Source organism: Gordonia sp. p3-SID1431 (assembly GCF_025143765.1).
In the GTDB taxonomy this organism is placed as follows: Bacteria; Actinomycetota; Actinomycetes; order Mycobacteriales; family Mycobacteriaceae; genus Gordonia; species Gordonia hongkongensis.
The window spans coordinates 1-24,178 of sequence record NZ_JAMBDT010000036.1 but is presented as its reverse complement, the minus strand read 5'-3'; the positions used below and the strand labels follow the sequence as shown (position 1 = coordinate 24,178).

Annotated in this window: 24 protein-coding genes and 1 riboswitch; of the genes, 12 read left to right on the top strand and 12 right to left on the bottom strand. The window is 69.3% G+C overall.

Annotation, left to right across the window (positions count from 1 at the left end; translation table 11 throughout):
- The first annotated feature begins 42 nt into the window (after window positions 1-42).
- On the top strand, window positions 43-525 hold the full coding sequence (locus M4D77_RS11340; RefSeq protein WP_211539767.1) for an NUDIX hydrolase: 483 nt from the start codon (window positions 43-45) through the stop codon (window positions 523-525).
- 4 nt (window positions 526-529) lie between these two features.
- On the opposite strand, the gene M4D77_RS11335 is transcribed toward M4D77_RS11340, so the two are convergent.
- Both M4D77_RS11335 and thiE read right to left on the bottom strand, forming a co-directional pair.
- The gene (locus M4D77_RS11335) at window positions 530-913 is read right to left on the bottom strand and encodes a hypothetical protein (RefSeq protein ID WP_137809660.1); all 384 of its coding nucleotides are present in this window, start codon (window positions 911-913) and stop codon (window positions 530-532) included.
- 316 nt (window positions 914-1,229) lie between these two features.
- Entirely contained in the window at window positions 1,230-1,940 is a 711-nt protein-coding gene (gene thiE, locus M4D77_RS11330; RefSeq protein WP_137809661.1) for a thiamine phosphate synthase, read from the bottom strand.
- Between the two features lie 48 nt (window positions 1,941-1,988).
- Window positions 1,989-2,098, top strand: a riboswitch (TPP riboswitch).
- Here thiE and thiO point away from each other — a divergent pair.
- The 6 genes from thiO to M4D77_RS11300 all read left to right on the top strand — a co-directional run bounded on the left by thiO (window position 2,095) and on the right by M4D77_RS11300 (window position 8,747).
- On the top strand, window positions 2,095-3,159 hold the full coding sequence (gene thiO, locus M4D77_RS11325; RefSeq protein WP_137809662.1) for a glycine oxidase ThiO: 1,065 nt from the start codon (window positions 2,095-2,097) through the stop codon (window positions 3,157-3,159). (Overlaps the previous riboswitch by 4 nt.)
- Window positions 3,156-3,368, top strand: coding sequence for a sulfur carrier protein ThiS (gene thiS / locus M4D77_RS11320; RefSeq protein WP_137809663.1), 213 nt, complete (start codon window positions 3,156-3,158; stop codon window positions 3,366-3,368). Before thiO ends, thiS begins: the two co-directional genes overlap by 4 nt.
- 58 nt (window positions 3,369-3,426) lie before the next feature.
- The gene (locus tag M4D77_RS11315; RefSeq protein ID WP_311199316.1) at window positions 3,427-4,215 is read left to right on the top strand and encodes a thiazole synthase; all 789 of its coding nucleotides are present in this window, start codon (window positions 3,427-3,429) and stop codon (window positions 4,213-4,215) included.
- 71 nt (window positions 4,216-4,286) lie between these two features.
- On the top strand, window positions 4,287-5,270 hold the full coding sequence (locus tag M4D77_RS11310; RefSeq protein WP_259936224.1) for an ABC transporter ATP-binding protein: 984 nt from the start codon (window positions 4,287-4,289) through the stop codon (window positions 5,268-5,270).
- Complete coding sequence (locus tag M4D77_RS11305) at window positions 5,267-6,013, top strand: ABC transporter permease (RefSeq protein ID WP_259936223.1); 747 nt, start codon at window positions 5,267-5,269, stop codon at window positions 6,011-6,013. The genes M4D77_RS11310 and M4D77_RS11305 overlap by 4 nt, the downstream gene beginning before the upstream one ends.
- A 127-nt stretch (window positions 6,014-6,140) precedes the next feature.
- Complete coding sequence (locus M4D77_RS11300) at window positions 6,141-8,747, top strand: LuxR C-terminal-related transcriptional regulator (protein WP_259936222.1); 2,607 nt, start codon at window positions 6,141-6,143, stop codon at window positions 8,745-8,747.
- A gap of 83 nt (window positions 8,748-8,830) precedes the next feature.
- Here M4D77_RS11300 and M4D77_RS11295 read toward each other — a convergent pair whose 3' ends face one another.
- From M4D77_RS11295 to M4D77_RS11280, 4 genes are all read right to left on the bottom strand, one after another.
- A complete protein-coding gene (locus M4D77_RS11295; protein WP_247450399.1) occupies window positions 8,831-9,517 on the bottom strand; it encodes a phosphoribosyltransferase in 687 nt (228 codons plus the stop codon).
- Window positions 9,518-9,526: 9 nt separating this feature from the next.
- On the bottom strand, window positions 9,527-9,997 hold the full coding sequence (locus M4D77_RS11290; protein ID WP_247450397.1) for a nuclear transport factor 2 family protein: 471 nt from the start codon (window positions 9,995-9,997) through the stop codon (window positions 9,527-9,529).
- Window positions 9,994-10,860, bottom strand: a complete 867-nt coding sequence (locus tag M4D77_RS11285; protein ID WP_247450395.1) for an SCO6745 family protein — start codon at window positions 10,858-10,860, stop codon at window positions 9,994-9,996. Before M4D77_RS11285 ends, M4D77_RS11290 begins: the two co-directional genes overlap by 4 nt.
- A gap of 62 nt (window positions 10,861-10,922) precedes the next feature.
- Window positions 10,923-11,975: an EamA/RhaT family transporter gene (locus M4D77_RS11280; protein WP_247450394.1), complete on the bottom strand. Its 1,053-nt coding sequence runs from the start codon at window positions 11,973-11,975 to the stop codon at window positions 10,923-10,925.
- Window positions 11,976-12,245: 270 nt separating this feature from the next.
- Between M4D77_RS11280 and M4D77_RS11275 the strand changes: the two genes are divergently transcribed.
- The 3 genes from M4D77_RS11275 to M4D77_RS11265 all read left to right on the top strand — a co-directional run bounded on the left by M4D77_RS11275 (window position 12,246) and on the right by M4D77_RS11265 (window position 15,506).
- Window positions 12,246-13,433 carry a carboxylate--amine ligase gene (locus M4D77_RS11275; protein WP_259936221.1) on the top strand — a complete coding sequence of 396 codons (1,188 nt, stop codon included), beginning with the start codon at window positions 12,246-12,248 and terminating at the stop codon, window positions 13,431-13,433.
- A gap of 134 nt (window positions 13,434-13,567) precedes the next feature.
- Window positions 13,568-13,771 carry a hypothetical protein gene (locus M4D77_RS11270; RefSeq protein WP_068970948.1) on the top strand — a complete coding sequence of 68 codons (204 nt, stop codon included), beginning with the start codon at window positions 13,568-13,570 and terminating at the stop codon, window positions 13,769-13,771.
- Window positions 13,772-13,925: 154 nt separating this feature from the next.
- Complete coding sequence (locus M4D77_RS11265; RefSeq protein WP_247450390.1) at window positions 13,926-15,506, top strand: MFS transporter; 1,581 nt, start codon at window positions 13,926-13,928, stop codon at window positions 15,504-15,506.
- Between the two features lie 9 nt (window positions 15,507-15,515).
- On the opposite strand, the gene M4D77_RS11260 is transcribed toward M4D77_RS11265, so the two are convergent.
- A complete protein-coding gene (locus M4D77_RS11260) occupies window positions 15,516-16,106 on the bottom strand; it encodes a TetR/AcrR family transcriptional regulator (protein ID WP_247450389.1) in 591 nt (196 codons plus the stop codon).
- 120 nt (window positions 16,107-16,226) lie between these two features.
- On the opposite strand from M4D77_RS11260, the gene M4D77_RS11255 reads away from it, so the two are divergent.
- Window positions 16,227-17,465, top strand: coding sequence for an oxygenase MpaB family protein (locus M4D77_RS11255; protein WP_247450387.1), 1,239 nt, complete (start codon window positions 16,227-16,229; stop codon window positions 17,463-17,465).
- Here M4D77_RS11255 and M4D77_RS11250 read toward each other — a convergent pair.
- Window positions 17,417-18,052 (bottom strand): pyridine nucleotide-disulfide oxidoreductase, encoded by a 636-nt coding sequence (locus M4D77_RS11250; protein ID WP_247450386.1) that lies wholly within the window; start codon window positions 18,050-18,052, stop codon window positions 17,417-17,419. The two genes, M4D77_RS11255 and M4D77_RS11250, sit on opposite strands and share 49 nt — an antisense overlap.
- Before the next feature lie 176 nt (window positions 18,053-18,228).
- Between M4D77_RS11250 and M4D77_RS11245 the strand changes: the two genes are divergently transcribed.
- Entirely contained in the window at window positions 18,229-19,716 is a 1,488-nt protein-coding gene (locus M4D77_RS11245) for a cryptochrome/photolyase family protein (protein ID WP_259936219.1), read from the top strand.
- A gap of 45 nt (window positions 19,717-19,761) precedes the next feature.
- On the opposite strand, the gene M4D77_RS11240 is transcribed toward M4D77_RS11245, so the two are convergent.
- Genes M4D77_RS11240 through M4D77_RS11225 form a run of 4 tightly spaced genes read right to left on the bottom strand, consistent with a single transcriptional unit; the run spans window position 19,762 to window position 24,099 of the window.
- Entirely contained in the window at window positions 19,762-20,439 is a 678-nt protein-coding gene (locus tag M4D77_RS11240) for a TetR/AcrR family transcriptional regulator (RefSeq protein ID WP_259936218.1), read from the bottom strand.
- Window positions 20,440-20,490: 51 nt separating this feature from the next.
- Entirely contained in the window at window positions 20,491-21,282 is a 792-nt protein-coding gene (locus tag M4D77_RS11235; RefSeq protein ID WP_259936217.1) for an ABC transporter ATP-binding protein, read from the bottom strand.
- On the bottom strand, window positions 21,279-22,103 hold the full coding sequence (locus M4D77_RS11230) for an ABC transporter ATP-binding protein (protein WP_065630386.1): 825 nt from the start codon (window positions 22,101-22,103) through the stop codon (window positions 21,279-21,281). Before M4D77_RS11230 ends, M4D77_RS11235 begins: the two co-directional genes overlap by 4 nt.
- A complete protein-coding gene (locus tag M4D77_RS11225) occupies window positions 22,096-24,099 on the bottom strand; it encodes an ABC transporter permease (protein WP_259936216.1) in 2,004 nt (667 codons plus the stop codon). Before M4D77_RS11225 ends, M4D77_RS11230 begins: the two co-directional genes overlap by 8 nt.
- Window positions 24,100-24,178 lie beyond the last annotated feature (79 nt).

Genomic DNA, 24,178 nt, shown 5'->3' with positions numbered 1-24,178 from the left:
TGGAGGCACCCGGTCGGGGCGACCGGGTTGCGAGGAGGCGTGGTGCGCGGCGACGGCGACGGCTGGGTGATCGATCCCGATGGTTCTCGATATTGGGGTATCCACGGTGCGGCAGGCCTCCTGCTGCGCGCGCCGCTGCCGGACGGATCGACCGGGGTGCTTCTCCAACACCGCGCCGCGTGGTCGCATCAGGGCGGCACGTGGGCGCTGCCCGGCGGGGCCCGCGACTCGCACGAGGGTGCCATCGACACCGCGATCCGCGAGGCCGAGGAAGAAGCCGGGATCACCGCCGACGATCTGCGCGTCGTCGCAGCGGTCGTCACCCTCGAGGCGCCCGGCGGATGGACCTACACGACGGTCATCGCCGAGACGGACTCGCCGGTCCGCACGGTCGCCAACTTCGAATCCACGGAACTGCGATGGGTCGACGAGAAGCGCGTCGATCAACTACCGCTGCACCCCGCGTTCGGACTCGCGTGGCCCGTCCTCCGCGACCGGATCGCGATGTTGGATCCCCAGAGCTGAGCCCTCACACCCCGGCGCGGTCGGACTCGAGCAGTCGGTTCGCGCCGGCGACCAGCGCGTGGACGTTCGCCTCGTCGCTGCTCGCGCCCTCACCGACGGCCCAGGCCTGCCGGCCGTCGTGCTCGCACAGCAGGAACGTCGTGACCAGGCCGTCGACGACCCGCTGGTGCAATCGGACGATCTGAACCGGGGCGCCGACGTCGTAGAGGATCGAGGTCATCGCACCGACGGGGCCGGCGGCGACGGCGCTGCGGGACATGATGCGGTCGGCGATCGCGAGCGTCGCGCGGCACTCGACCAGGTCGCCCGAGCACGGGACGGCAGAGAAGGAGCCCAGCCGGATCGTGCCGCCACGGGAGTACTCGTCAGTGAATTGCTGCCAGGTCATCCCGGCGGCCTCCTCGTGCATCCCGGGGGGAAGCGGGCGGCCGAAACGTGCGGCGACGTGGTCGCCGCCGTGCCGGTCGTCGCGCTCGGTCCACGAACAGGATCGACGAGGTAGATGAAGAGGGTGCATCTCGAAAACCGATTTCGGTCGAAGAACGGATGACCGACTGGAGAGCGCAACCGACCCGCAGCGGGGGGTCGGTCAGATTCAGACCCCGCTGCGGCGGGTTACGAGAACGCTCGTGATGCACAACATGATCGGTCCACCATAGACCCGCGACACCGACCGGGCAAACGTGTTTCCGCGAGGCGAACCGCTAGAGCATCCCGGCGAGCTCGGTGGCTGCGGCGGTCGGGTCGGCGGCCGCGGTGATGGCCCGCACGACGACGATGCGCCGCGCCCCGAGCGCGGTGACCTCCCCGACGCGGCCGGCGTCGATACCGCCGATGGCGAACCACGGCTTGGCTGATTGTGTTGCGGCCGTTGAGGACACGAGGTCGAGGCCGGCTGCGGCGCGGCCCGGTTTGGTGGGGGTGGTCCAGCACGGACCGACGCAGAAGTAGTCGACGTCGTCGTCGGCGATCGCGGCGGCAGCCTGCTCGGGGTCGTGGGTCGAGGCGCCGATGACGACGTCCGGTCCGACGATCCGGCGGGCCGCCGACGGCGACAGGTCGCCCTGTCCGACGTGCAGGACATCGGCCCCGGAAAGCGCCGCGACGTCGGCGCGGTCGTTGACCGCCAGCAGGGCACCGTGCGCGTCGGCGACCGTCCGCATGCCCGCGAGGATCTCGAGTTCCTCGCCCGCCTCCAGGGTCCCGAACTCGCGCTCACCCGGCGAGTTCTTGTCGCGCAGCTGCACGATGTCGACGCCGCCCGCGAGCGCCGCGTCGACGAAGTCGAGCAGATCACCGCGTTCGCGCCGGGCGTCGGTGCACAGGTACAGGCGGGCCGTGGAGAGCCGCCGGCGACGGTCCGTCGCGGAGCCGGGGTCCGTCGACGCGGAGCTGGTGCGGTTCGGGGTCGTCACGCCGACCAGGCTAACCGGACCCCCGACGCCCCGGCGTAGGGTGGATCGCACGAACACACGGGAGTCCGGATCGGCCGGGCTGAGAGTGCGGACAGATTCCGCTGACCGTCGAACCTGATCCGGGTCATTCCGGCGAAGGGAGGTGATTCCCAGCGTGGACTCCCCACCGCAGCGCCCTGCCCACCGCGCCCTGACGGTCGTCGGGGGCGGTGTCATCGGGCTGACCTGTGCGCTCACCGCGGCCGACGCCGGATGGCGGGTTCGCGTCCTCGACGCCGGCACCGACGAGCGCGCGTCCTGGGTCGCCGGCGGCATGCTCGGTTCACTCGGCGAGGGTCATCCCGGCGAGGACGCGTCCCTGGCCCTCTCGGTCGAATCGGTCCGGCTGTGGCCGGCGCTCGTGAAGCGGCTCGACGACCCGGGTGTCGTCACCGCCACCGACTCGCTGTTCGTCGCGGCCTCGGCCACCGACATCGAGTACCTGCGGCATCTCGCCGATTTCGTCTGGGCCGGGCAGCCCGCCACCGATGCCGCGCTGCAGTCGGTGACCGGCCGCGACATCCGGACCCTGGAACCGTCGCTGAGCTCTCGACTGGTCGGTGGCTACCGCGCGGTCGGCGAGTGGTCCGTCGACAACCGGCGGCTGCTCGAGGCGTTGCGCGCCGCCGCGACGTCGGCGGGTGCCGAGTTGGTCTCCGCGCGCGTCGAATCCCTGGCCGATCTCGACGACCTCGGTTCCGACACCCAGATCCTGCTCGCCGCCGGACTCGGCACCGCGGCCCTCTGGCCGGACGTGGACCTGCATGCGGCGAAGGGGGAGATCCTCCGCCTGCGCCGCACGCGCTGGTCGGTGCCGCCGCCCGGCCACGTCGTCCGGGCACGCCTCCACGGGCGGGCCGTGTACCTGGTGCCGCGCGAGGACGGAGTCGTCGTCGGCGCCACCCAGTACGAGGCCGAGGGGACGGCCGACCGCGCGCCGCAAGCCGGTGGGGTCGCGGATCTGCTCGCCGACGCGATCGAGGTCTTCCCCGGGCTGCGGACCTACGAACTGACCGAAGCGGGGGCCGGTCTGCGGCCGTGCACCGCGGACGGATTGCCGATCGTCACCCGTGTGGACACACGAACGGTCGTGGCGACCGGGCACGGGCGCAACGGGATCGTCCTCGCCCCGGGCACCGCCGCCCGCGTGCTGTCGATTCTGGAAGGAGCAGAGGAATGAGCATCAGCGCGAACATCACCGTCAACGGCAAGAGCGTCGACGTCGGCGCCGACACGTCGGTGCGCGACGTCGTCATGGGGCTGGGGTTGCCGGACCGGGGGATAGCGGTCGCGGTGGACGGCGCGGTCGTCCCGCGCGGCCGCTGGGACCGGCACACGATGACCGACGGTGCCGTCGTCGAGATCGTCACGGCGGTGCAGGGTGGCTGAGCTCGCCGATCTGAAGCCCGACGCCTCGCGGGCCGAGCAGAAGTCCGGCGACGAGACGATCCCGGATGCGGACCATCTGCGCATCGCCGGTCGCGACTTCTCGTCGCGACTCATCACCGGTACCGGCGGCGCGTCGAATCTCGCGACCCTGGAACGGGCGCTGGTCGCGTCGCGGACCGAGTTGACCACCGTCGCGGTTCGGCGCGTCGACGCGGCCTCGGGCACCGGGGTCTTCGATCTGCTGCGCCGGCTCGACATCGCCGTTCTGCCCAACACCGCGGGCTGTCACACCACCGCCGAGGCGGTCCTGACCGCCCAGCTGGCGCGCGAGGCGTTCGAGACCGACTGGGTGAAGCTCGAGGTGGTCGCCGACGAACGCACCCTGATGCCCGACGCCATCGAGCTCGTCGACGCCGCGGCCGCGCTGGTGGCCGACGGTTTCGTCGTGCTGGCCTACACGAACGACGATCCGGTCCTGGCCGCGCGACTCGCCGATCTCGGGGTGGCGGCGGTGATGCCCCTCGGGTCGCCCATCGGGACCGGACTCGGAATCCTCAACCCGCACAACATCGAGATGATCGTCGACGACTGCCACACCCGCTTCGACGACCCGCTGCCGGTCATTCTCGACGCGGGCATCGGGACGGCGAGCGACGCGGCCCTGGCGATGGAACTCGGTTGCGACGGCGTGCTGCTGGCCACGGCGGTGACCCGGGCGGAGAATCCCGAACTGATGGCGACGGCGATGCGGCACGCGGTGGCCGGGGGCCGACTGGCCGCGCGAGCGGGCCGGATCCCCAAGCGCTTCTGGGCGCACGCGTCCTCGCCCGGGCGCGACCGGGACTGACGCGCGATCCCGCGACCGGCCATCCGAACGACAGACCGGGCCGCTCCGGATTCGGCGGCTATGGTCGAGGCGTGTTGCAGGTAGCGAATCTGACGAAGGACTTCGGCGGTCAACGCGCGGTCGACGACCTCACCTTCGAGGTGGGGCCGGGACGGGTCACCGGTTTCCTGGGGCCCAACGGTGCGGGCAAGTCGACGACCATGCGGATGATGCTCGGACTCGACCGCCCGACATCGGGCACGGCGACGATCAACGGGCAGCGCTACCGGGACCTCGAGCATCCGCTGCGGCAGGTCGGTGCGCTGCTCGACGCCCGGTGGGTGCATCCCAATCGCAGTGCGCGGTCCCACCTGCGGTGGCTCGCGGCGAGCAACCGGATCCCGGCCGCCCGCGTCGACGAGGTGCTCGAGACGGTCGGGCTCACCTCGGTGGCCAAGAAGCGCGCCGGCGGCTTCTCGCTCGGTATGTCGCAGCGGCTCGGGCTGGCGGGTGCCCTGATCGGCGACCCGCACACACTGCTGTTCGACGAGCCGGTCAACGGCCTCGACCCGGAGGGCATCGTGTGGATCCGCGGGTTCATGCGCAAGCTCGCCGCGGAGGGGCGGACGGTGTTGGTGTCGAGCCATCTGCTCACCGAGATGTCGCTCACCGCAGACCATCTCGTCGTCATCGGGCGCGGCCGGCTGATCGCCGACTGTTCGGTGGCGGAGTTCACCGGGCGGGCCCGGCAGTCGGTGCGGGTGCGCGGCCCGCAGCTCGAACAGTTGCACGCCGCGCTCGCGGCGGCGGGGCTGAATCCCGCGCCGGGCGACCCGGATGCCCACGGGCGCCCGGTGATGCGCGTGCCGGACACCACGACCGATCGGGTCGGCGACCTCGCCGCCGCCGCGGGCATCACCCTGCACGAACTCGCCGCCGAGTCGGCGTCACTGGAAGAGGTCTTCATGTCGATGACGGCGCACGCCGTCGACTACACCGCCGTCGACAACCGCGCCGTCCACGACCCCGACGCCCACAACCGGGCCGTCGGGAACCACGGGGGAGTGAACCGGTGATCGCCGCGATCAACGCCGAACGGATCAAACTCGCCAGCACCCGGTCGCCGTATTGGTGCCTCGGCGTCGTCGTGGTGCTGGGCCTGGGCTTCGCGGTGCTGCTCGGCGCCATCGCCGGCGGTTCCAACGGCAGTCCCGGTGAGACCGACACCCTGACCGACGACTTCCTGCTCGGCGTCAACCAGTTCGGGGTCGCGGTGCTCGCGATCATGGCGATCCTGGGCGTCACCACCGAGTATCGCTTCGGCACGATCCGACCGACGTTCGCGGCGATCCCGCGTCGGCCACAGGTCCTCCTCGCGAAAGCGGTCGTGTTCGGCGGACTCTCGTTCGCGGTGGTGGCCATCGTGTCCGTCGTCGCGGTCGTGGCGGCGCAGGTGCTCGCCGGCGTCGGAGTCTCGCTGACCGGACCCGAGACCGTCCGGCATCTCTGGGGGACGCCGGTTTTCGCGATGCTGTGCGCGCTGATCGGCCTCGCGGTGGGTGCGTTGGTGCGGCATTCGGCCGGTGCGGTGGCGATCGTGCTCGTCTGGATGCTGGCCCTCGAGCGGATCGTGTCGGTGCTCCCGCGGGTGGGCGAGCACATCGTGTCGTTCCTGCCGTTCCTGAACGGGTGGAACTTCCTCGCCGGCGGGAGCGACACGTTCCACTGGAACGCCTACGGTTCGTTGGCCTACTTCGCGGGCTTCACGATCGTGTTGCTTGCGGCGGCAGTGGCCGTGACCAATGCCCGGGATGCGTAGTTCGCGGATTTTCTTCCGCCGATGTCAAATCCGGGATTAGCCGCGTGTCGACAGGGCCATCCGGTCGGACCACATTGGTGCTTCCGGGCGGCCCATTGTAGGGCCCAGCAGACTAAAATTCGCGGTTATGTCCACGAATTGGCCGCTCGTCGAGCGCGATCGGGAGTTCCGCACGATCCAGGCGGCCCTCAGGGGTGAGACGACCGGCTGTGGGGTGGTCCTGACCGGTGACTCCGGCGTGGGCAAGACGACCCTCGCCCGGCACGTCACCGCCGAGTTGCCGACCGGGGTGCGCTGGGTGGCGGGCACCGAGTCCGCGCGCTCGATCCCGCTCGGTGTGTTCGCGCATCTCGTCGGTCCGGCGACGTCGAGCGATCCGGTCACCTACCTTGCGGCGGCCCGTGAATCGCTGCTCGCCGACGGCGATGTCGTGATCGGGGTCGACGACGCCCACCTGCTCGACGAACTGTCGGCGACGCTGCTGCATCAGCTCGCGATCGACCGTGCGGTGCACATCGTCGCGACGGTCCGCAGCGGCGAGACCGTCCCGGATGCGGTGACCTCGCTGTGGAAGGACAATCACCTCACGCGGATCACGTTGTCGCCGTTCACCAAAGAGCAGAGCGTCGACCTCATCGAGTCAGTGCTCGGCGGGCAGCTCGAGGAGCATTCGGCCGATCTCATGTGGGAGGCCTCCGGTGGGAACGCCCTGTTCCTACGGCATCTCGTCGACGGTGCGCGGCAGGCCGACACGCTGCGGCAGGTCAACGGCGTGTGGCAGCTACGCGGACGCGCCGCCATCACCTCGGAGCTCGCATCGCTGCTCGAGGGGCGGATCGAGCAACTCGACGCGCCGGTTCTCGGGGCCCTCAAATACCTCAGTCTGTGCGAACCCCTCGACATCGACGTCCTCGCCGAGCTCGCCGGCGAAGAAGCCGTCGAAGAGGCGGAGATCGCCGGGCTGGTGCGCATCACCCGCGACGGGCGGCGTCTCGACGTCGCCTTCCACCATCCGCTGTTCGGTGAGGTGATCCGGCGCCGCCTGGGTCTCGTGTCGTCGCGGCGGCTGCGTGGCCGGCTCGTCGAGGCGTTGCAGTCACGGCCCACGAACACCCCGGCCGAGCGGATTCGGCTCGCCGATCTCGCGATCGAGAGCGACGTGGAGATCGACCTCGCGCTGGTACGGACCGCCGCACGCGATGCCCTGAACCTCGCGCAGACGCCGCTCGGCGAGCGATTCGCGCGGGCGGCGCTCGACGAGGGCGGTGGACTCGAGGAGGCCGAGTTGCTCGCGCGGGCGGTCATGTGGCAGGGGCATCCGGACGAGGCGCGGGACATCCTGTCCCGCTTCTCGCCCGACGATCTCGACGAGGGTCGACTCGTGCTGTGGGGCAATTCGATCATCGGCAACACGTTCTGGGCTCTGGGCGACGCTGATCGGGCCGACGAGATCCTGCGGTTGCTGACCGAGCGGGTCACCCACCCGGCACTCACGCCGATCGTCACCGGAATCGCCTCGGCGTGCGCCCTCTTCGAGAACCGGATCGACGAGGCGATCACGCTGTCCGACACCGTCCTCGCCGAATCCAGGGCGCTGCCGTGGGCGGTGGAGTGGGCGGTCTTCGGTGGCAGCCTCGCCCGTGCGGTCGCCGGTCGGGGAGCGGAGGTCGGGGCGCTGGCCGAACACTCGCGCGAGGTCGAGGTGGACGGATTGCTCCGGTTCCCCACCGGTTTCGGCGAGACCCTCGCGCTGACCCTCACCGGCCGACTCGACGACGCGGACGGCGCCGCGGGGCGTTTCGTGTCCGCCGCGCAGACCGCGCAGTACCTGGGCTGGGCGATGTCCGGAATACTCGTCGCCGCAGTCGAACTCGCCCGCGGATCGTGCGCCTCGGTGACCCGGCGGATGGAGCAGACCCTCGCCATCCTCGACAGTGGCCGGTTCTCCGAGTCGTGGAACTTCCCGGCCCACATCTTCCTGGTGCAGGCCCTGAGTGCGCTGGGACAGGCCGACCGTGCCGCGGCCGCGCTGGCCAAGGCGCGAAAGCGGTCCGGCAAGCATGTGGCCGTCTTCGGGCCCATGCTCGCCATCGCGGCGGCCTGGCAGTCGGCGGCCGCCGGAACCGTCACGCCCGCCGTCGAACTCGCGCACTCCGCGGCCGCATCCGCCCGTGCCGCCGGTCAGTTCGCGGTGGAGGCCGAGGCCCTGCACACCGCCGCCCGGTTCGGGGACGGCGGCGTCGCCGACCGGCTCACCGAACTGGCCGAGCGCGTCGACGGTCCGCTCTCGGATCTGTACGCGCGCCACGCCGCGGCCCTCCGCGACGGTGATGCGGTCGAACTCGATCTGTGCTCGACGGCGTTCGAGGACTCCGGGGTGTGTCTGTCCGCCGCGGACGCGGCCGCGCAGGCCAGTGTCCTGCACGACGCGGCGGGCAGACGGTCCGCGACCGTGGCGTCGGCCGCGGTGGCGAACCGACTGGCGTCGCAGTGCGGTGGCCTGCGGACTCCGGCGCTGATCTCGGCTGCGCAACCGTTGCCGTTGACCTCGCGCGAGCGGGAGATCGCCAACCTCGCGGCGGCGGGCTTGTCCAACAAGGACATCGCGCAGCGACTCACCGTCTCGGTCCGCACCGTCGAAGGGCATCTGTTCCGCGCCTACACCAAGCTGGATGTGGGTGACCGTGCCGAGCTTGCCGAGCTACTCCTCAAAGACCAGCGAAAGCCCGGCTGAAAACCACCCGCAGGAAACGGACAGTCGACGACAGGTCGCCGGTGCCCCTCGGACGGGTGGTTTCCAGTGCGGTCCTCGACGGCTCAGTCGCCCGGCCGGCTGAGGGCCGCGATCACCTCGTCGTCGTCCACCTGAGTGAAGTCGCCGTAGGACAGGCCGACGGCCCGGAACGGTTCCGGCGTCACGAGGACGATCACGTCGTCGGCGCCCCGATCCCGCAGTCGCTGAATCGAATCGGAGGGTGCCGTGGGTACCGCCACCACCACGTGGGTGGCGCCGGCGGACCGGACGGAGTCGACCGCGACGGCCATGCTCGACCCGGTGGCGAGACCGTCGTCGACCAGGATGACCGTCCGGCCGCCGAGCTCGGTGCCGGGACGTCCGCCGCGGTAACGTCGTTCGCGGTCGTCGAGGATGCGCCGCTGTCGATCGGCGGCCTCGTCGAACTCGCTGCGGGACACCCCGAGCCGACGCGGTATGTCGTCGTTGACCACCAGGTGGTGCGCGGTGAGCGCGCCCATGGCGAACTCCTCGTGGCCGGGCGCCCCGATCTTGCGCACCACCAGCACATCCATCGCGCACCTGCCTGTCGACGCCGCGATGGCGTCGGCGACCTCGCGGGCGACCGGAACCCCGCCGCGCGCGAGTCCCAGGACGACAGGTTCTGTCGCACCGGCCTCCGGAACCCCGTCGCCGTACCGGACTTCGACGACCCGCGCACCCAGCAACCGACCCGCCTCGCGGCGGTCGGCGAAGATGCGGGCGCGCATGGGCAGGCCTCAGACCTGGACTGCGGGACCGACCTTCAGTGCGAAGCTCGGCACGTCGGCGAGCCCGACGGTGGCCTCGTACGTGCGGTCATAACCGGTACTGCTGATCCGCCATCCGTCTGCGGTGCGGCGGTAGGTGTCGTCGTAGAACGCCGCCCCGATGAGCATGAAGGAGAACCCGGCGACGATGACCCGGTCCTGCAGGTACCAGCGTCCGCGTGCGGTGTCCCCGTCGATCTCGATCTCCGGGTGTGCGACACGATGTTCGGTGATGACTGCGGGACCGACGTTCTCGCGCATGTATCCGACCAGCTCGTTCCGATTCGAGAAGGCCAGGCTCTCACCGTAGTTACCGGTGACGTCCTCGGTGAGCGTCGACTCGAACGTCGCCCAGTCCTTGGTGTCGAGGGATCGCAGGTATCGATACTTGAGGCTCTCGATCGCCCGCAGGTCCTCGAAGCCGCCGGCGGGCGCGCTCACTTCGTCCTCGTTCCCGGCAGGATTCCGGCATCGATGACGGCTTTCACGACCGGTCTCGTCCGGGTGAGGAGGTCGTCGGTGCCGGCCCAGATGGCTTCTCCGACAGCATCGGTGGTGGCCTCGATGTCGTCGTAGGTCGCCGCGCCGGAAGCGGTGAGACGGTGCCCGTCCTCAACGCGCTCGGCCAGCCCGGCGTCGACCAGGCGATCGACGCTGTCCTGCCAGTCCTGTTCGGACCAGCCGCGGGTCATCAGCACGATGCGCTTGCCCAGGGTGGGACGACGAACCGTGGGGTCGGGAAGCTGCGACTCGTGGAAGACGGCCGCGTCGAAGCCGTTCAGACCGTTGAGGGCGAGAGCGGCGATGTGGTTGTCGCCGCGCCACTCTCGGAGAATCGCGATGGCGTGCCACAGCCGTAGGCGCGCGGTGTCCGGTCGCGGGGCCGTCGACCACGCGGCAGCGAGCGGGCGTCCGCCGAGGGGTAGTCGGGCGGCCAGATCGTAATAGGCGGAGGCGAGTTCGTCGAGGAGGGAGTCGTCGATGGACTCGCCGAGGATCTCTCGCAGCGAGTCGTCGAGCATCTGATTGCGTCGTTCGTGGACCCGGTCGAGCCCGGCGTCGACGGCGGCCGTCCAGCCCTTCGCGATGAGTTCGTGGTTGAAGTTGTAGAAGGCGGAGGCGACGACCGAGGCCGCGCACGGACCGAACGGCGCTCCGCGCGCACCGACGTAGAAGGCGTAGGGATCGAGCCCGGTGTCTGCCTGCGCGCCTTTCAGTCCCGGGTTGAAGTAGGCCAGGATGTGGAAGGGTTCGAGGGTTTCGTAGGCGAGCCGGGCAGCGGAGCCCGTGCTGGTCGATGTCATCAACCCACCCTCTCCATCAGCGGGGCGGGTGTCAACCACCTGCGACGACGAGAGCGGGAGCGTCAGGTGCGCCGGGAGTCCCGGCTCTCGAAGACGGGGTCGTCGGTCGTCCACAGATCGGCATCCGCGACCTCGGGATCGGCGTCTGCCGGGGATGCTCCCTGCTCCTCGTCGGAGGCGGGTTCTTCGCGGCCACGGCGCCACCCGCCCTTCATGGGCGGTGCCTCGCCGAGGTGATCCGGGTCGACCGAGCCGTACCAGGCGACCAGCACGGCACCGATGACCGCGCCGACGAAACCGAGGATGGCCAGCCAGCCGAGTCCGGGTTTGGCCGTGTCATCGAGGAAGACGACCCCGACCAGGCTCGGGCCGGCCGTCTCGCCGACCACGAGCACCGCGGTCACCCCGTTCACCGCGCCGAGCTGCAGGGCGACGGTCTGGACGTAGAAGCCCACCGCGCCCGCGGCGGCGATGGTCCAGGCGGCCGGATCGGTCAGCAGCGCCACGGGATCGAACGGCTGGATTCCGTCGAGGATGCGCACGGCGATGGCGATGATGCCGAACAGCAGACCCGCCGATGCGCCGCCGACGATGGCGCCCGCCGGACCGAGGTTGTAGACGCCCACCAGAGCAAGAGCGCAGAGGGCGAGCGTCGCGACGAACAGACCCCAGTGGAATCCGACCTCTTCGCCGCCGCCGGTGTGATGGGACGACGCCACGCCGAGCAGGCAGAGCGACGTCACGACCAGCCAGATGGCGACCCATTCGCGGGTGTGCAGCGCGATGTTGAGGATGATCGTGCCGAGCAGGGCGGTGATGACCAGGTTGGCCGACACGATGGTCTGCGAGAGGAACAGCGGTAGGAACCGGGCAGCGAGGGCGCCACCCGCGAAGCCGAGGACGACCAGTGTCGTGCCGAGGATGAAGGCCGGATCGACCAGCGTCGACATCGTGGACGAGAGGGTCGGTGCGCCGTTCTCGGTGGTGATGCCCTCACCCTCGTCGGCAGCGGCTTCTGCCACGCGGCGGGCGCCGAGCGCGCGCAAGACCGTGGACATCCCGTAGGCGACTGCGGCGAGGCACGCGGCGATGACGCCGATGACGAACAGCTGCATGCCTCCTCCAACTCGGCCCGGATGAGCCTCGACAGGCTCGGACCGACGACCACCCCGACTGCGTACGCACGCGATCGGCTCGGGCCGCACCAGCGCTGCTCCGCAACTGCTGTTCCGCAACCGGAAGCGAAGCACCCGGACCGGCCGATCGTGCAAAAAGCTAGCAGGGTGAACCGACAGGGCGGTACTGAAGATTCCCGACCTGACCGAATTTTTTCGCAGGCCGTCCGGCTTCCGTGCTCAGGGCCCGTCGGCACTACACTCGCTCGGGTGAACAGCGCCGGACAAACCCATGTACTGATCACATTCGGCAGATCGTTCCTCACCCTGGAACTCGCGCGGCTCATGGCCGCGGCGGGTCACCGGGTTAGCATCGTCGACTCCATCCCGGTCGGGATCGGCCGATTCTCCAACGCGGTGAGCGACTTTCACCGCGTGCCCCCGCCGAAGTTCGAGCCGCTCGCATACTGTCTCGCCCTCGCCCGGATCGTGGCCGACAACGACGTCGACATGGTGATCCCGGTGCACGAGGAGACCGACATCATCGCGATGCTCGCCGAGGTGTTCCCGCCCGAATGTCGGCTGTTCCTCTCCGATTTCACCACCGAGAACCGCCTGCACAACAAGTACGACTTCCAGGAGCTGCTCGTCGAACTCGGAATCCCGACGCGCAAGTTCGCGCGGGTGTCCGGACCCGAGGACGTCGGATCGCTCGATTTCACCAAGCCGTTCGCGCTCAAACACTGCTATTCGCGGGGCTCGCAGAAGGTTCACAAGGTGACTCCCGGCGATCCGCTCACCTGGCTCGAACACGATGAGCAGAACCCGTGGATCGCACAGGAGTGGGCGTCGGGGAACAACTTCTGCACGTATTCGGTCTGCCACGAGGGTCGCGTCTACGCCCACGCCACGTATCCGGTGGACTACGCCATCGACGGCAGTTCGTGCCTCAACTTCCGGTCCGTGGATCATCCGCGGATCGCCGGGTGGGTCAGCGATTTCGTTCGCCGGGTGAACTTCACCGGCCAGATCGGGTTCGACTTCATCGAGGACCGGAACGGTGGCGGCGACCTGTTCTGCATCGAGTGCAACCCGCGCGCCACGAGCGGGATCATGATGTTCACGCCCGAGGACGGCGTCGATCGCGCGTTCTTCGGGACCTGGAATCCCGACGACGGACCGATCACGCCCGGGTCGGGCGTGGACAAGATGATCGGGCTGGGCATGCTGCTCTACGGGTGGCGTCCGTCGTCGCGCAAAGACCGGACCCTGCGCGACTTCGTCCGCGACTTCCGCGGCGCGTCCGATGTCGTCACCAGTCCGGGCGACCAGAAGCCCGCGCTGATGCTCCCGTTCGCCTATGCCGGCATCCTGCGCAGTTGCCTCAAGTACCGGGTCGGGCTCGCGGAGGGTTTCATGCACGACCATGAGTGGGACGGCCTCCGCATCAGCCTGTGACCCGTCGCGGATTCGGTCCGTCGGGATGGCGACGACGCCGACGCCGAGGCGTAGAATCTCCAGTCACCATCACCTGCGTGTTGACCCCATCCGCAGGGTTGTCCGGGGGGACTCGAGCTCGAGGGGAGCTGCTCATGAACATGTCCGGGATCATGCGTCGTACGTCTGTCGGGGTGGCCGCTGTCGGTGCCGCCTGCGCGATCGGACTGGCCACCGCGCCGGCCGCTTCCGCCGCGCCGGCGCCGATGCAGCCGGTGCAACCGGTGCAGGCCGTCGGTTCGGTGGCGATCTGCTTCGGCATCCCCATCGGGCCGGTGACCATCAGCGTCTGCCTCTGATCTGATCCGAGCTGTATGACGCTGTGCCCGGAAACCGGGCACGACGTCATACGGATTCCTCGTACCCCACCAGAAGTCGACGCCGGCGTGACCATTTCGTGCCGGAGCGTCCCGATCCCCGGCCCGATGGCGCTCGCGCACGTACGATTCCCCGATGACGTCGACAACGGCCGAGGTCGAGGCGGGGACTGCTCCGAAGCGGGCGAAGGCGATCCTGGTCGCGCTGATCCTGGTCGCCGGGGTGGCCAACATCAATCTCGCGGTGGCGAATGTCGCGCTACCCGACATCGGCAAGGCGCTCGACGCGAGTTCGACGCAGTTGAACCTGGTCGCGGTCGGTTACTCGCTGGGCCTGGCGGCGTCGGTGCTCTACTTCGGCGCGCTGGGAGATCGGCACGGGCGCAAGCGGATGCTGGTCATCGGCATGTGCCTGTCGATCCCGGCGTCGCTCGTCGCCGGATTCGCGCCCAACGTCGAGGTCCTGTTCGGAGCTCGTCTGGTGGGCGGCATCGCCGCGGGCCTGGCCTTCCCGACCACCCTCGCGGTGATCACCGCACTGTGGTCGGGGCCGAAACGGGTCCGGGCGATCGCCGCGTGGTCGGCATTCGGCGGTGCGATCTCGGCGCTGGGACCGGTCCTGTCCGGGGCACTCCTCGAGATCCTGGCCTGGCACTCGGTGTTCCTGGTGACCCTGCCGCTCGCCGTCGTCGCGCTGATCGCGGCGTGGCGGTTGGTGCCCGACGACAACGGCGACCAGGCGGCGGTCGTCGACAACCTGGGCGGCGTCGTGTCCATCGTGATGGTGGGCTCGCTGGTGCTGGCGATCAACTTCGCCCCGAACTCCGATCAGCGACTGCAGGTCTACATCCTGGCCGCGATCGCGCTGCTGGCAGGGGCGGGTTTCGTCTGGCGGCAGCTGCGCGTGCGGGTTCCGCTCTTCGACCTGCGGATCGCAGCCCGACGCACCTTCTGGGTCGCGGCGGTCGGTGGGCTCATCGTGTTCGGCACGCTCATGGGCGCGATGTTCATCGGCCAGCAGTACATGCAGAACGTGCTCGGTTATTCGACGCTGGCGGCCGGCGCCACGATCCTGCCAGCCGCGGCCGCCATGATCGTTGTGGCCCCGCGCTCGGCCAAACTCGTGCAGAGCATGGGTTCGCGGTTCACGCTGCTGTCCGGTTACGCCTTCATCGTCGTCGGCCTGGTGCTCGCGATGCTCACCTGGGATGAGGACGCCCACTTCTGGCATGTCGGTCTGGTCTACGTCCTCGTCGGGGTGGGCGTCGGTCTCGCCGGAACCCCGGCCTCGCAATCGCTGACCGGTTCGGTGCCGGTGCAGCGCGCGGGCATGGCGTCGAGCATGTCCGATCTGCAGCGCGACCTCGGCGGCGCGATCCTGCAGTCCACCCTCGGCGCGATCCTCACCGCGGGTTACGCGAATCAATTGCGGGACACCATCTCCGGTTCGCCGCAGGCCGATCAGGTCACCGAACAGACCGAGGCCGCGCTGACGAAGTCGTTCTCGAGTGCCGAGGTCCTGGCCGAGCGCTATCCGCAGTACGCCGATCAGATCATCGCTGCGGCCCGCGACGCGTTCGTACAGGGCGACAAGAACGCCTACGGCGCGGCGGCCGCCATCGTGGTGGTGGGTGCGGCGGTGGTGTTCTTCTTCTACCCCAGACACGAGGCGGAGCGAACGGCGATGGCGGAGTACGCGAAACAGCGCAGCCTCTGAGTCGCCGACTCACCCAGCACTTACTCGACCAGCACTGCCCGACGGCGGTGAGTCGAAGGCCGCCAACAACATTCGTGCCGCCATCGCGATGAGCGAGGTCCGGTCGGCCTCGCGCGGGCGTTGCAGGGCGATGCGCAGGCACAGGCTCGCGGTCGCGCCCATGGTGAGGAAGACCAGTTCGTCGATCGCCCGATCGTCGAGGTCGGGCCTCATCCGTGACGGGAGGATCCGCGCCAGCGGAAGGAGCGGTCCCTCTACCTCGGCCCAGGCGTCGCCGAAGCCGTGTTCGCCGATCTCGAGCGAGGCGCGCAGTACCGGCGCATGTGACTCGAACGATGACACGAGGGTCTCGACCACCGTGACCATCGCGGTGTCCGGTTGCTGATCCATCGCCCGGCCGATCCCGCTCGCGAGGGTGGCGGTGATGTCGTGAACGGCCGCGAGGCGCAGCTCCTCGATGATCGCGTCCATGTCGGCGAAGTAGCGATACACCGTCCCGATGCTGACGTGCGCGTGGTCGGCGAGTTCGGCGGTGGTGGGCCGTCGGCCCGGACGACGCTCCAGGAGAGTGAGCGCCGACGTGAGGAGGCGCTGCCTCATCTCGCGACTACGCTGCTGCTCGGGTGCCTTGCGCCGTTGCGATGCGGTGGTTTTGGGAGTCGTCGACGATGCCATCAAAAGTGAATAGTAAGTGAGGATTGCTCGTGTTCTCATGGATTCATGGAACGGAGCGCACCCGCCGACCTCGTGAACACCGACCTCGCCGTGCAGCGGTTCGGGACAGCCGGCCGCGACTGGCTCGATCAGATGTGGATCGCCGACCCGCTCGCCGACGCCGTGGCCGCCGACCGGCAACCCGGCGGCCCGACCACGACAGTGCTGCGGGCGGCGCTGAAGAACGGCATCGACTCGGTCGACGACGCGACCGACTCGCTGCGCGCGCTCTTCGAGTTCCTCGATGACGAGCCCGACTGGGTCGATCATGATCGGATGAATCGCGCGGCCGACGCGCTGGTCGTCAACACCGCACCGCTGGGCATCGTGCTCGGCGCGGCATCGCTGGTCCGTGGGGCGGGAAACACGATCGCGGGCAAGCCGCTTGCGGTCACCGGGCGTTACGTGTCCCAGCCGGCGGTGCGGTCGGTGGAGGTCGGTGAGTGGTTGGGACAGGTCCTGACGCCCGGCGGGATGCGCCGCGGCGGCGACGGTTTCGCATACACGGTGCGGGTCCGGATGATCCACGCACATGTCCGTTCCATGCTGCTCAAGCGCGGAGACTGGGACGAGACCGCGTGGGGCGTGCCGATTCCGCAGCCGTACATGGCGTTCACGATCGCCGAGTTCGGGCACATCGCGATCGACGCGATGCACAAGCTGGGGGTGCGGTTCACCGACCGCGAACTCGACGACATCTATCACCTGTGGCGGTACGTGGGGCATGTGGTCGGGATGAGCCCCGAGCTCAACCCGGTCTGCGAGGCCGACCACGTCCGGATCGAAGAGCTCTATCGGCTGACCTCGCCGGGGCCGGGTCCCGACGACCGGGATTTCGTGGTCGCGTTGACCGGCGACTATCTGGTGCCCGAACTGGCCGCGGTGTTCCCGGGGCCGCAGGCCCTGCGACGCCGGCTGGCCACGAAGACCATGCACGGACTGCAGCGGGTGTTCATCGGTGACGCCGACGCCGACGCGCTCGGAATCCCCGACGGCCGGTTCACACATGTGCTGAGACGGGTCGGACCGGTTCTCGCGGTGGCGGATTCGGCGCAGCGGGTAGGTGGCGCCCGGCGGGCACGAGCACGCGTCGAGAAATCGTATCGCGCAAGGGATGTCGCCATGGCGCGGATGCGGGAGGACTACCGCGTCACCCACGACCTCGTCGACGCGGCGCCCGGCCCGCAGGCCGCCGCTCAGCCGTCGAATCGGCTCGCGGCCGTGACGTCCTCGGTCAGGCAGTAACTGACCGACAGCGGCTGTGTGAAAGCCCATTTCGTCTCGTCCTCGGTGCAGGTGAGGGAGTCTGCGCCGCGGCTGACGGTCTTGGCGAGGATGGTGCTCTCCGCGGGGGAGGCGTCGCACGCGACCTCACGGTAGTCGGCGAGTTTGCCGCCGCCGATCGGGATCTGGTAGCAGGTGTCGACGGCGAAGTTGGGTGTGAGGCAGAGCTTCTGGTCGCCTTCACCGAAGGTGAGCGCGGAGGTGTTGGGGGTGCCGCACTCCGCCGACGTGCTGACCTTGTCGGCCGCGTAGAAGGTGAGTCCCTCGGTGCCTTCGCACTCGGCCTTGGTCGCCTCGACCTTGCCTTCACCGGCTTCGGCACCGATCTGCAGGCACTCGCCCACGTCGATGTCGGAGGCCTCTTCGATCGACTGCGTGCCGACGCTGACACTGCAGGCCGCGAGGGCGGCGAAGCCCACGCAGGCCGCGATGACCGTGGCACGCCGGCCCAGCTGCCAGAGGGGCCTGTCCACGGACGGCACGTCGCCGCCGGACTCGGCAATCCGATCGTCGGAGGGGTGCGAATAGCTGGCGGTGCTGCGCGACATCGTGGTTCCTATCGTCTGGAGTGGGCGGGTGCCCGGTCTCGGCGGCTCATCGTGGTGTTCGGGTGATGAACGACAGGATGTCGCCGGGCGCTTGGTGCGAACTTGGGGTCGACTTGTCCGGCCCTTGAGGGGGCCGTCCAAGTCGGGAGCGTGTAGCGGGGGCGAGAGGAGAGCCGATGTCAGGTCCGTCCGGCGATGTCGTCCGCGTGGTGCTGCCGCATCAGTTGTTCGAGTCGCACCTCGACGCGGACCCCGGCACCCGCTTCGTCCTCGTCGAACACGATCTGATGTTCCGGCAGTACCGGTTCCACGTGCAGAAACTCGTCCTGCACCGGGCGAGTATGCGCAGGTTCGCAGACCGGCTGCGGGACCGGGGTTTCGAGGTCGACGTGCTCGAGACCGACGCGGAGGAGTCCAGTCACGATCAGCTCGTGGAGTACCTGTCCCGCCGGGCGCCGGCGTCGGTTCACCTGTACGACGTCGTCGACGACTGGCTGACGGGCGACCTGCTGGCGGCCTTCCAGCACGCCGGGTGTCCACTCGCGGCCGACGACATCGTCGAGAGTCCGAACTTCCTCACCACCCGTGCGCAGATCCACGAGTTCTTCGCCGGCAAGCGACCGCGGATGCAGCAGTTCTACACCTGGCAGCGACGACGGCTCGGCATCCTCGTCGACGACGACGGCAAACCGGCGGGCGGTCGGTGGAGTTTCGACACCGAGAACCGGAAGAAACTGCCGAAGAACCGTGAGGTCCCGCAACCGACACCGCCGGCGCGACATCCCGAGGTCGACGCCGCGATCGCCTGGGTGGCCGACGAGTTCCCCGACAACCCGGGCGACGCCGACGGTTTCGCCTGGCCCACCGCCCACGACGAGGCGCTGGTCATGCTCGAGCAGTTCCTGGCCGACCGGTTCGCGGAGTTCGGACCCTACGAGGATGCGATCAGCACCGAGCACCCGTTCGTCTTCCATTCGTTGCTGACGCCCGCACTCAACACCGGGCTCCTGAGCCCGCGAACGGTGCTGAGAAGGGCGCTGGAGGCCGGTGGACGTAACCGTGTCCCACTGGCCAGCGTCGAAGGGTTCGTGCGGCAGCTGATCGGCTGGCGCGAATACATGCGGGCGTCGTACGAGACCCGCGGGCGTGCCCTCCGGAGCCGGAACCACCTGGGCCACGATCGGAAGCTGTCCGACGGGTGGTGGACCGCCGAGACCGGGCTCGAACCGGTCGATCTCGTCATCCGGCGGATTCTCGCCAACGGGTATGCCCACCACATCGAGAGACTGATGGTCCTGGGCAACGCGATGTGCCTGCTCCGCATCGACCCGGAGCAGATCTACGAGTGGTTCATGGAGATGTTCGTCGACGCCTACGACTGGGTGATGGTCCCCAACGTGTACGCGATGAGTCAGTTCGCGGCCGGTGAGGCGATCACCACCAAGCCCTACGTCTCGGGCAGCAACTATCTGAAGAAGATGTCGGACATACCGCCCGGCGACTGGACCGCCGACTGGGACGGGCTGTACTGGACGTTCGTTCGCGACCACCGGGACGTTTTCGAGGCCAATGCCCGGTCGAACTTCCTCGCCCGGGCCTACGACCGGTTGCCCGCGGCGACGAAGGCGGGCCACAGCCGGCGTGCCGGCCGCTGGCTGGGGTGACCGCCCCGGTCCTGAGCGCGCCCGTGTCGACCGCCGGTCACGGGTTCAGCGCCGCTCGAGCGATTCGTCGAGAGCGCGCAGCTGGTCCGCGCGGACGTCGCGGAGCACGGCGAGGGTCGCGGTGATCGCGAGGTCGCAGGCCTCGTCGACGCCGGCGCCGTCGACGATCAGCGCGCGGTGGGCGACGTCGAGGCTCATCCCCAGCAGGAGCGACGCGAGGGTGTCGGCGCTGGCCGCGATCCGCGCCCCGCGTTCGGCGTAGTTCTGGCGGAGGCGTGCGGCGATACGGGGTTCGAGCGCGGCGTACAACCGGCGGTCACTGCCGCCCTCCCGGTGGCCGATGAGGACACGCAGACCTGCCGGGTGGCGTCGGGCGTAGTCGAACAGGGCCTGCACCGAGTAGCGGGCGCGGGCACCGTACGGCATGTCCTCACTCGCGTCGTAGACCTCGAACATGAACGAGGTGAACGTGTCGAGCTCGCGGGTCATCACCCGGTTGACCAGCTCGTCGCGGGACCCGAAGTGTGCGTAGAGGGTGACCCGGGTGGTGCCGCCGCGTTCGGCGATGGCGGTCATCGTGGTTCGCTCGGCACCGACCTCGGCGATGACCGCGCATGCGGCGTCGAGCAACTCGTCGTCGGTGGGCCGATTGCGGGTGTTGCGGGCCGGTCGTACGACGTCGGCATCCGTCCGCCCCGGATCGTCTGCGTCCCCGGTGGCCACGTCGTCCCGGTTCCGTTCGTCTCGTCCGTACGCCTGCAGAGCGTCGCGGCCCTAGGAGGCGCGGTCCTCGACGGTGCGCCCGAAGTAGGCCGCCTCGACCATGTCCCGTCGGTTGCGGAGTTCGCTCGCGGGAGCCGAGAGCGCGACCCGACCGTGATGGAGCACGATGGCGGCGTCGGCGATGCCGAGGGCGAGATCGATGTGCTGTTCGACGAGGACGACAGCCATCTGGTGTTCGTCGGCGATCGACCGGAGCCGGGGCAGCAGGTCCTGGACCGCGACCGGGGACAGGCCCAGGCTCAGCTCGTCGATGAGGAGGACCTTCGGGTCCGCGAGCAGCGCCTTGGCGAGTGCGAGCATCTGCTGTTCGCCGCCCGAGAGGTTGCCGCAGCGTCGGCCCCGCATCGTCTTGAGCTTCGGGAAGTACTGGTAGACGGTGTCGAGGTCGGGCCCGTTACGACGCTTGGCGAGACGGAGGTTGTCCGACACCGACAGACGGTGGAAGACGCCCCGGGTGTCGGGGACCAGGGTGATCCCGCGCCGCGCGTTGCGTTCGATGCGACGGTCGATGGGTTCGCCGAGGGCGGTCACCGTGCCCGACATCAGTCCGAGGGCACCGACCGCGGCGAGCAGACTCGTCGTCTTGCCGGCCCCGTTCGGACCGAGCAGCGCGAGGATCTCGCCGGGACGCACGGCGGCGCTCAGACCGCGGACGGCGGGGACCCCGCCGTAACCGACGGTGACGTCGTCGATCGTCAACACCGGTGTCGTCGAATCCGGTGTCGTCGAATCCGGTGTGGTCGGGTCCGGTGTCGCCGGGCCGGGGGCGGCGTGCGCGCTCATCGCGTTTCCTTCGGGTCGTGTCCGGTCGGGGCGGCGTCCGGGTCCACCTCGGGACTTCCGAGGTAGGCCGAGATGACCGCGGGATCGTCCTGGATGGCGGCCGGGGGCCCGCTGGCGATCACCCGGCCGAAGTCGAGCACGTACAGCCGGTCGCACACGTCGAGGACAAGTGACATGTCGTGGTCGATGAGCAGGATGCCGATACCGGTCGCCGCGATCCGCCGGAGTTCGGTCCCGAAGTCGCGGCTCTCGTGGGTGTCGAGTCCGGCGGCCGGCTCGTCCAGGAGGACGAGTTGCGTCCCGCCGACCAACGCCCGCGCGACACCGACGAGCTTCTGTTGTCCCAGGGTCAGCTCGCCGGGGAACTGGTCGGCGGCATCGGCCAGGCCGACGAGTTCGAGTGCCGACGAGATCACATCGGCGGGCGGACGGGAACCGTTGAGGACGTCGGCGAGCATGGCCCGCAGGCCGACCGGCTGGACCGCCACGGCCAGGTTCTGCTCGACGGTGAGGTCGGTGAACAGTTCGCCCGCCTGCCACGTCCGGGCCATGCCGGCCCGGCGGCGACGATGGGGGCTCGCCTTGTCCAGTCTCTCCCCGCGCAACGACACCGTGCCGGTGGCCTTGGTGAATCCGGTGACCGCGTCGACGAAGGTGGTCTTGCCCGCGCCGTTGGGTCCGATCAGTCCGACGATCTCGCCCGCCGAGACCGAGATGTCGATGTCGGAGTTGGCGCTGACGCCGCCGTACCGGACCGACAGCCCGCCTGTCTCGAGGAGTGTCGTCGACGTGGCCGGCTTCTCGAGTGTCGACTCAGACATGTGCACCCTCCTGTGCGTTCTGTGCCGCGCCGGGCGCTTCCGGACGGGGGGACGGTTTGTGCCGGTGGGCGCGTAGCTTCTCGCCGAGCTCCGACATGGCCCCCGCGACGCCGACGGGATTCAGCACCGCCATCAGCAGGAGGCTGCCGGCGGCGAAGAGTTCGTAATACTCACCGAGAGCGAGGGTTTGGTTGAGGAACACGTAGCCCACGCCCAGCGGCCCGATGATGCCGGCGAGGACCGCACCGGCGAACGACGTGATGCCGCCGACGTAGGTCATCGCGAGCAGCGTCAGCCCGATCATCACCGTGAACGAGCCGGCCGACAGCTGTCCGCGGCTGTAACCGATGAGGCAACCGCCGATGCCGGCCAGAAACGCCGACAGTGCGAAGCCGAGCAATTTGGTTGCGGCGACGTTGATCCCGACCGACGACGCGGCGCGTTCGTTGGAGCGGACGGCCAGGAAGGCCCGTCCGGTCGAGCCGCCCATGAAGCGCAACACCACGAGGGTCGCGATCGCGACGACGATCAGGACCATCAGCGAGAACCGGATCGTGACCAGGTTGGTGCCGTCGCGCACCCCGAGGTCGAGGCCGAAGATCGTCGGGTCCGCGATGAGGTTGCCCTCGAAGGACGTGATCGCCGGGTTGTTGAAGACGAAGCTCTGGATGGCCAGGGCCGCAGCCAATGTCACGACGGCCAGCTGGGCGCCGCGGATCCGGAGTGCGGGCACGCCCACCAGGACACCCAGGCCGGTCGCGATCAGGGCGGCGAAGATCATGCTGAACGGGAACGGCACATCCCAGTTGGTCGTCAGCTTCGACAGGGCGAACCCGGCCGCGCCGGCGAAGGCCATGCTGGCCAGCGAGATCTGGCCGAGGTAACCGGTGAGCAGGACCAGCGACAGTGCGATGAGGCTGAGGATCACCGAGGTGACGACGCCGAACCGCCAGCTGCCGGATGTGAGGAGGATCGCGACGACGACCACTGCGATGCAGACGACCGTCGGGATCAGCCGGATGCGGGGGATCCGGACCGCGGGCATGCGCACCTCACCGAGCGAACCGCGCGACGGGATACGACCGCCGAGCAGGAAGAGGGCGATGACGACGATGACGAACGGAACGGCGTCGCCGAGGCCGGCCTGCGCCCATTCCGGCCACCAGTCCTTGGTGGTGAGCCACGTGATGGTGGATTGGAATGCGCCGAGGACAAGACCTGCGGCACAGGCGATCCCGAATGAGGTGAGCCGGCCGACGAGGGCGACGGCCAGGGCCGGGATGACGAAGAAGGTGTAGCTGGTCTCGGTGAGTCCGATGGTGTAGGACGCGAGGACGACGATGAGACCGGTTGCCGCACCGGTGAGTGCCCACACGATCGCCGCGAGGCGGTCCGGGGAGTAGCCCGACAGCCGAGCGGCGAGTTCGTCTTCGGAGCCCGCGCGGGTGGCGACGCCCAGGGTGGTGAGCCGGAAGTAGGCCCACAGCACCAGTGAGATGGCGATGGCGACGCCGGCCAGGATCAGGTCCGAGACGTTGACGACCGCGCCGGCGATGTCGACGGTGTCCTCCGGCAGGATGGCCTCGGCGAAGAGGTTCTCGGTCTCGAAGCGGAGATGGACGAGCGCCTGGATGAAGAGCATGAGTCCCACCGAGGCGACGACCTGGGCGAGCACCGGGGCCGAGCGAAGCGGCCGGAAGATGAGTACGTGTGCGAGCAGGGCCCAGACGACCGCGCTGAGCACGCCGAGGACCAGTGCCAACTCCATCGAGGTGGGGTCGGACTCACTCCCGAGTTTCAGTGTGCCGATGGGCAAGACGAGACTGCCGTCGGTGCGCAGTGCGGCGACGAGATAGACCGAGTGGAGGCCGATGGCGCCCTGCGCGAAGTTGATGATGCCGGTGGCGGCATAGATGCCCACGAGGGACGACGCGAGCACCGAATAGATGGCACCGGCGGATAGTCCGAGGAAGACGAACTGGAGGAACTGGCCCATGTGGCGTACTCATTCGTTCGGCGCGTACGGATCTCACGCGCGTGTGAGGATGCGGAGCGTTCGGATCGGGGAGCAGAGC

Bases quoted from the DNA above. Each gene is read 5' to 3' on its own strand.
- thiS (WP_137809663.1), top strand. From the start codon at position 3,156: ATGAGCATCAGCGCGAACATCACCGTCAACGGCAAGAGCGTCGACGTC.
- M4D77_RS11255 (WP_247450387.1), top strand. From the start codon at position 16,227: ATGGAACGGAGCGCACCCGCCGACCTCGTGAACACCGACCTCGCCGTG.
- M4D77_RS11230 (WP_065630386.1), bottom strand. From the start codon at position 22,103: ATGTCTGAGTCGACACTCGAGAAGCCGGCCACGTCGACGACACTCCTC.
- M4D77_RS11280 (WP_247450394.1), bottom strand. From the start codon at position 11,975: ATGCAGCTGTTCGTCATCGGCGTCATCGCCGCGTGCCTCGCCGCAGTC.
- M4D77_RS11245 (WP_259936219.1), top strand. From the start codon at position 18,229: ATGTCAGGTCCGTCCGGCGATGTCGTCCGCGTGGTGCTGCCGCATCAG.
- M4D77_RS11285 (WP_247450395.1), bottom strand. From the start codon at position 10,860: ATGACATCGACCAGCACGGGCTCCGCTGCCCGGCTCGCCTACGAAACC.
- M4D77_RS11335 (WP_137809660.1), bottom strand. From the start codon at position 913: ATGACCTGGCAGCAATTCACTGACGAGTACTCCCGTGGCGGCACGATC.
- M4D77_RS11250 (WP_247450386.1), bottom strand. From the start codon at position 18,052: ATGTCGCGCAGCACCGCCAGCTATTCGCACCCCTCCGACGATCGGATT.
- M4D77_RS11265 (WP_247450390.1), top strand. From the start codon at position 13,926: ATGACGTCGACAACGGCCGAGGTCGAGGCGGGGACTGCTCCGAAGCGG.
- M4D77_RS11260 (WP_247450389.1), bottom strand. From the start codon at position 16,106: ATGAGGCAGCGCCTCCTCACGTCGGCGCTCACTCTCCTGGAGCGTCGT.
- M4D77_RS11295 (WP_247450399.1), bottom strand. From the start codon at position 9,517: ATGCGCGCCCGCATCTTCGCCGACCGCCGCGAGGCGGGTCGGTTGCTG.
- M4D77_RS11300 (WP_259936222.1), top strand. From the start codon at position 6,141: ATGTCCACGAATTGGCCGCTCGTCGAGCGCGATCGGGAGTTCCGCACG.
- M4D77_RS11270 (WP_068970948.1), top strand. From the start codon at position 13,568: ATGAACATGTCCGGGATCATGCGTCGTACGTCTGTCGGGGTGGCCGCT.
- M4D77_RS11235 (WP_259936217.1), bottom strand. From the start codon at position 21,282: ATGAGCGCGCACGCCGCCCCCGGCCCGGCGACACCGGACCCGACCACA.
- M4D77_RS11225 (WP_259936216.1), bottom strand. From the start codon at position 24,099: ATGGGCCAGTTCCTCCAGTTCGTCTTCCTCGGACTATCCGCCGGTGCC.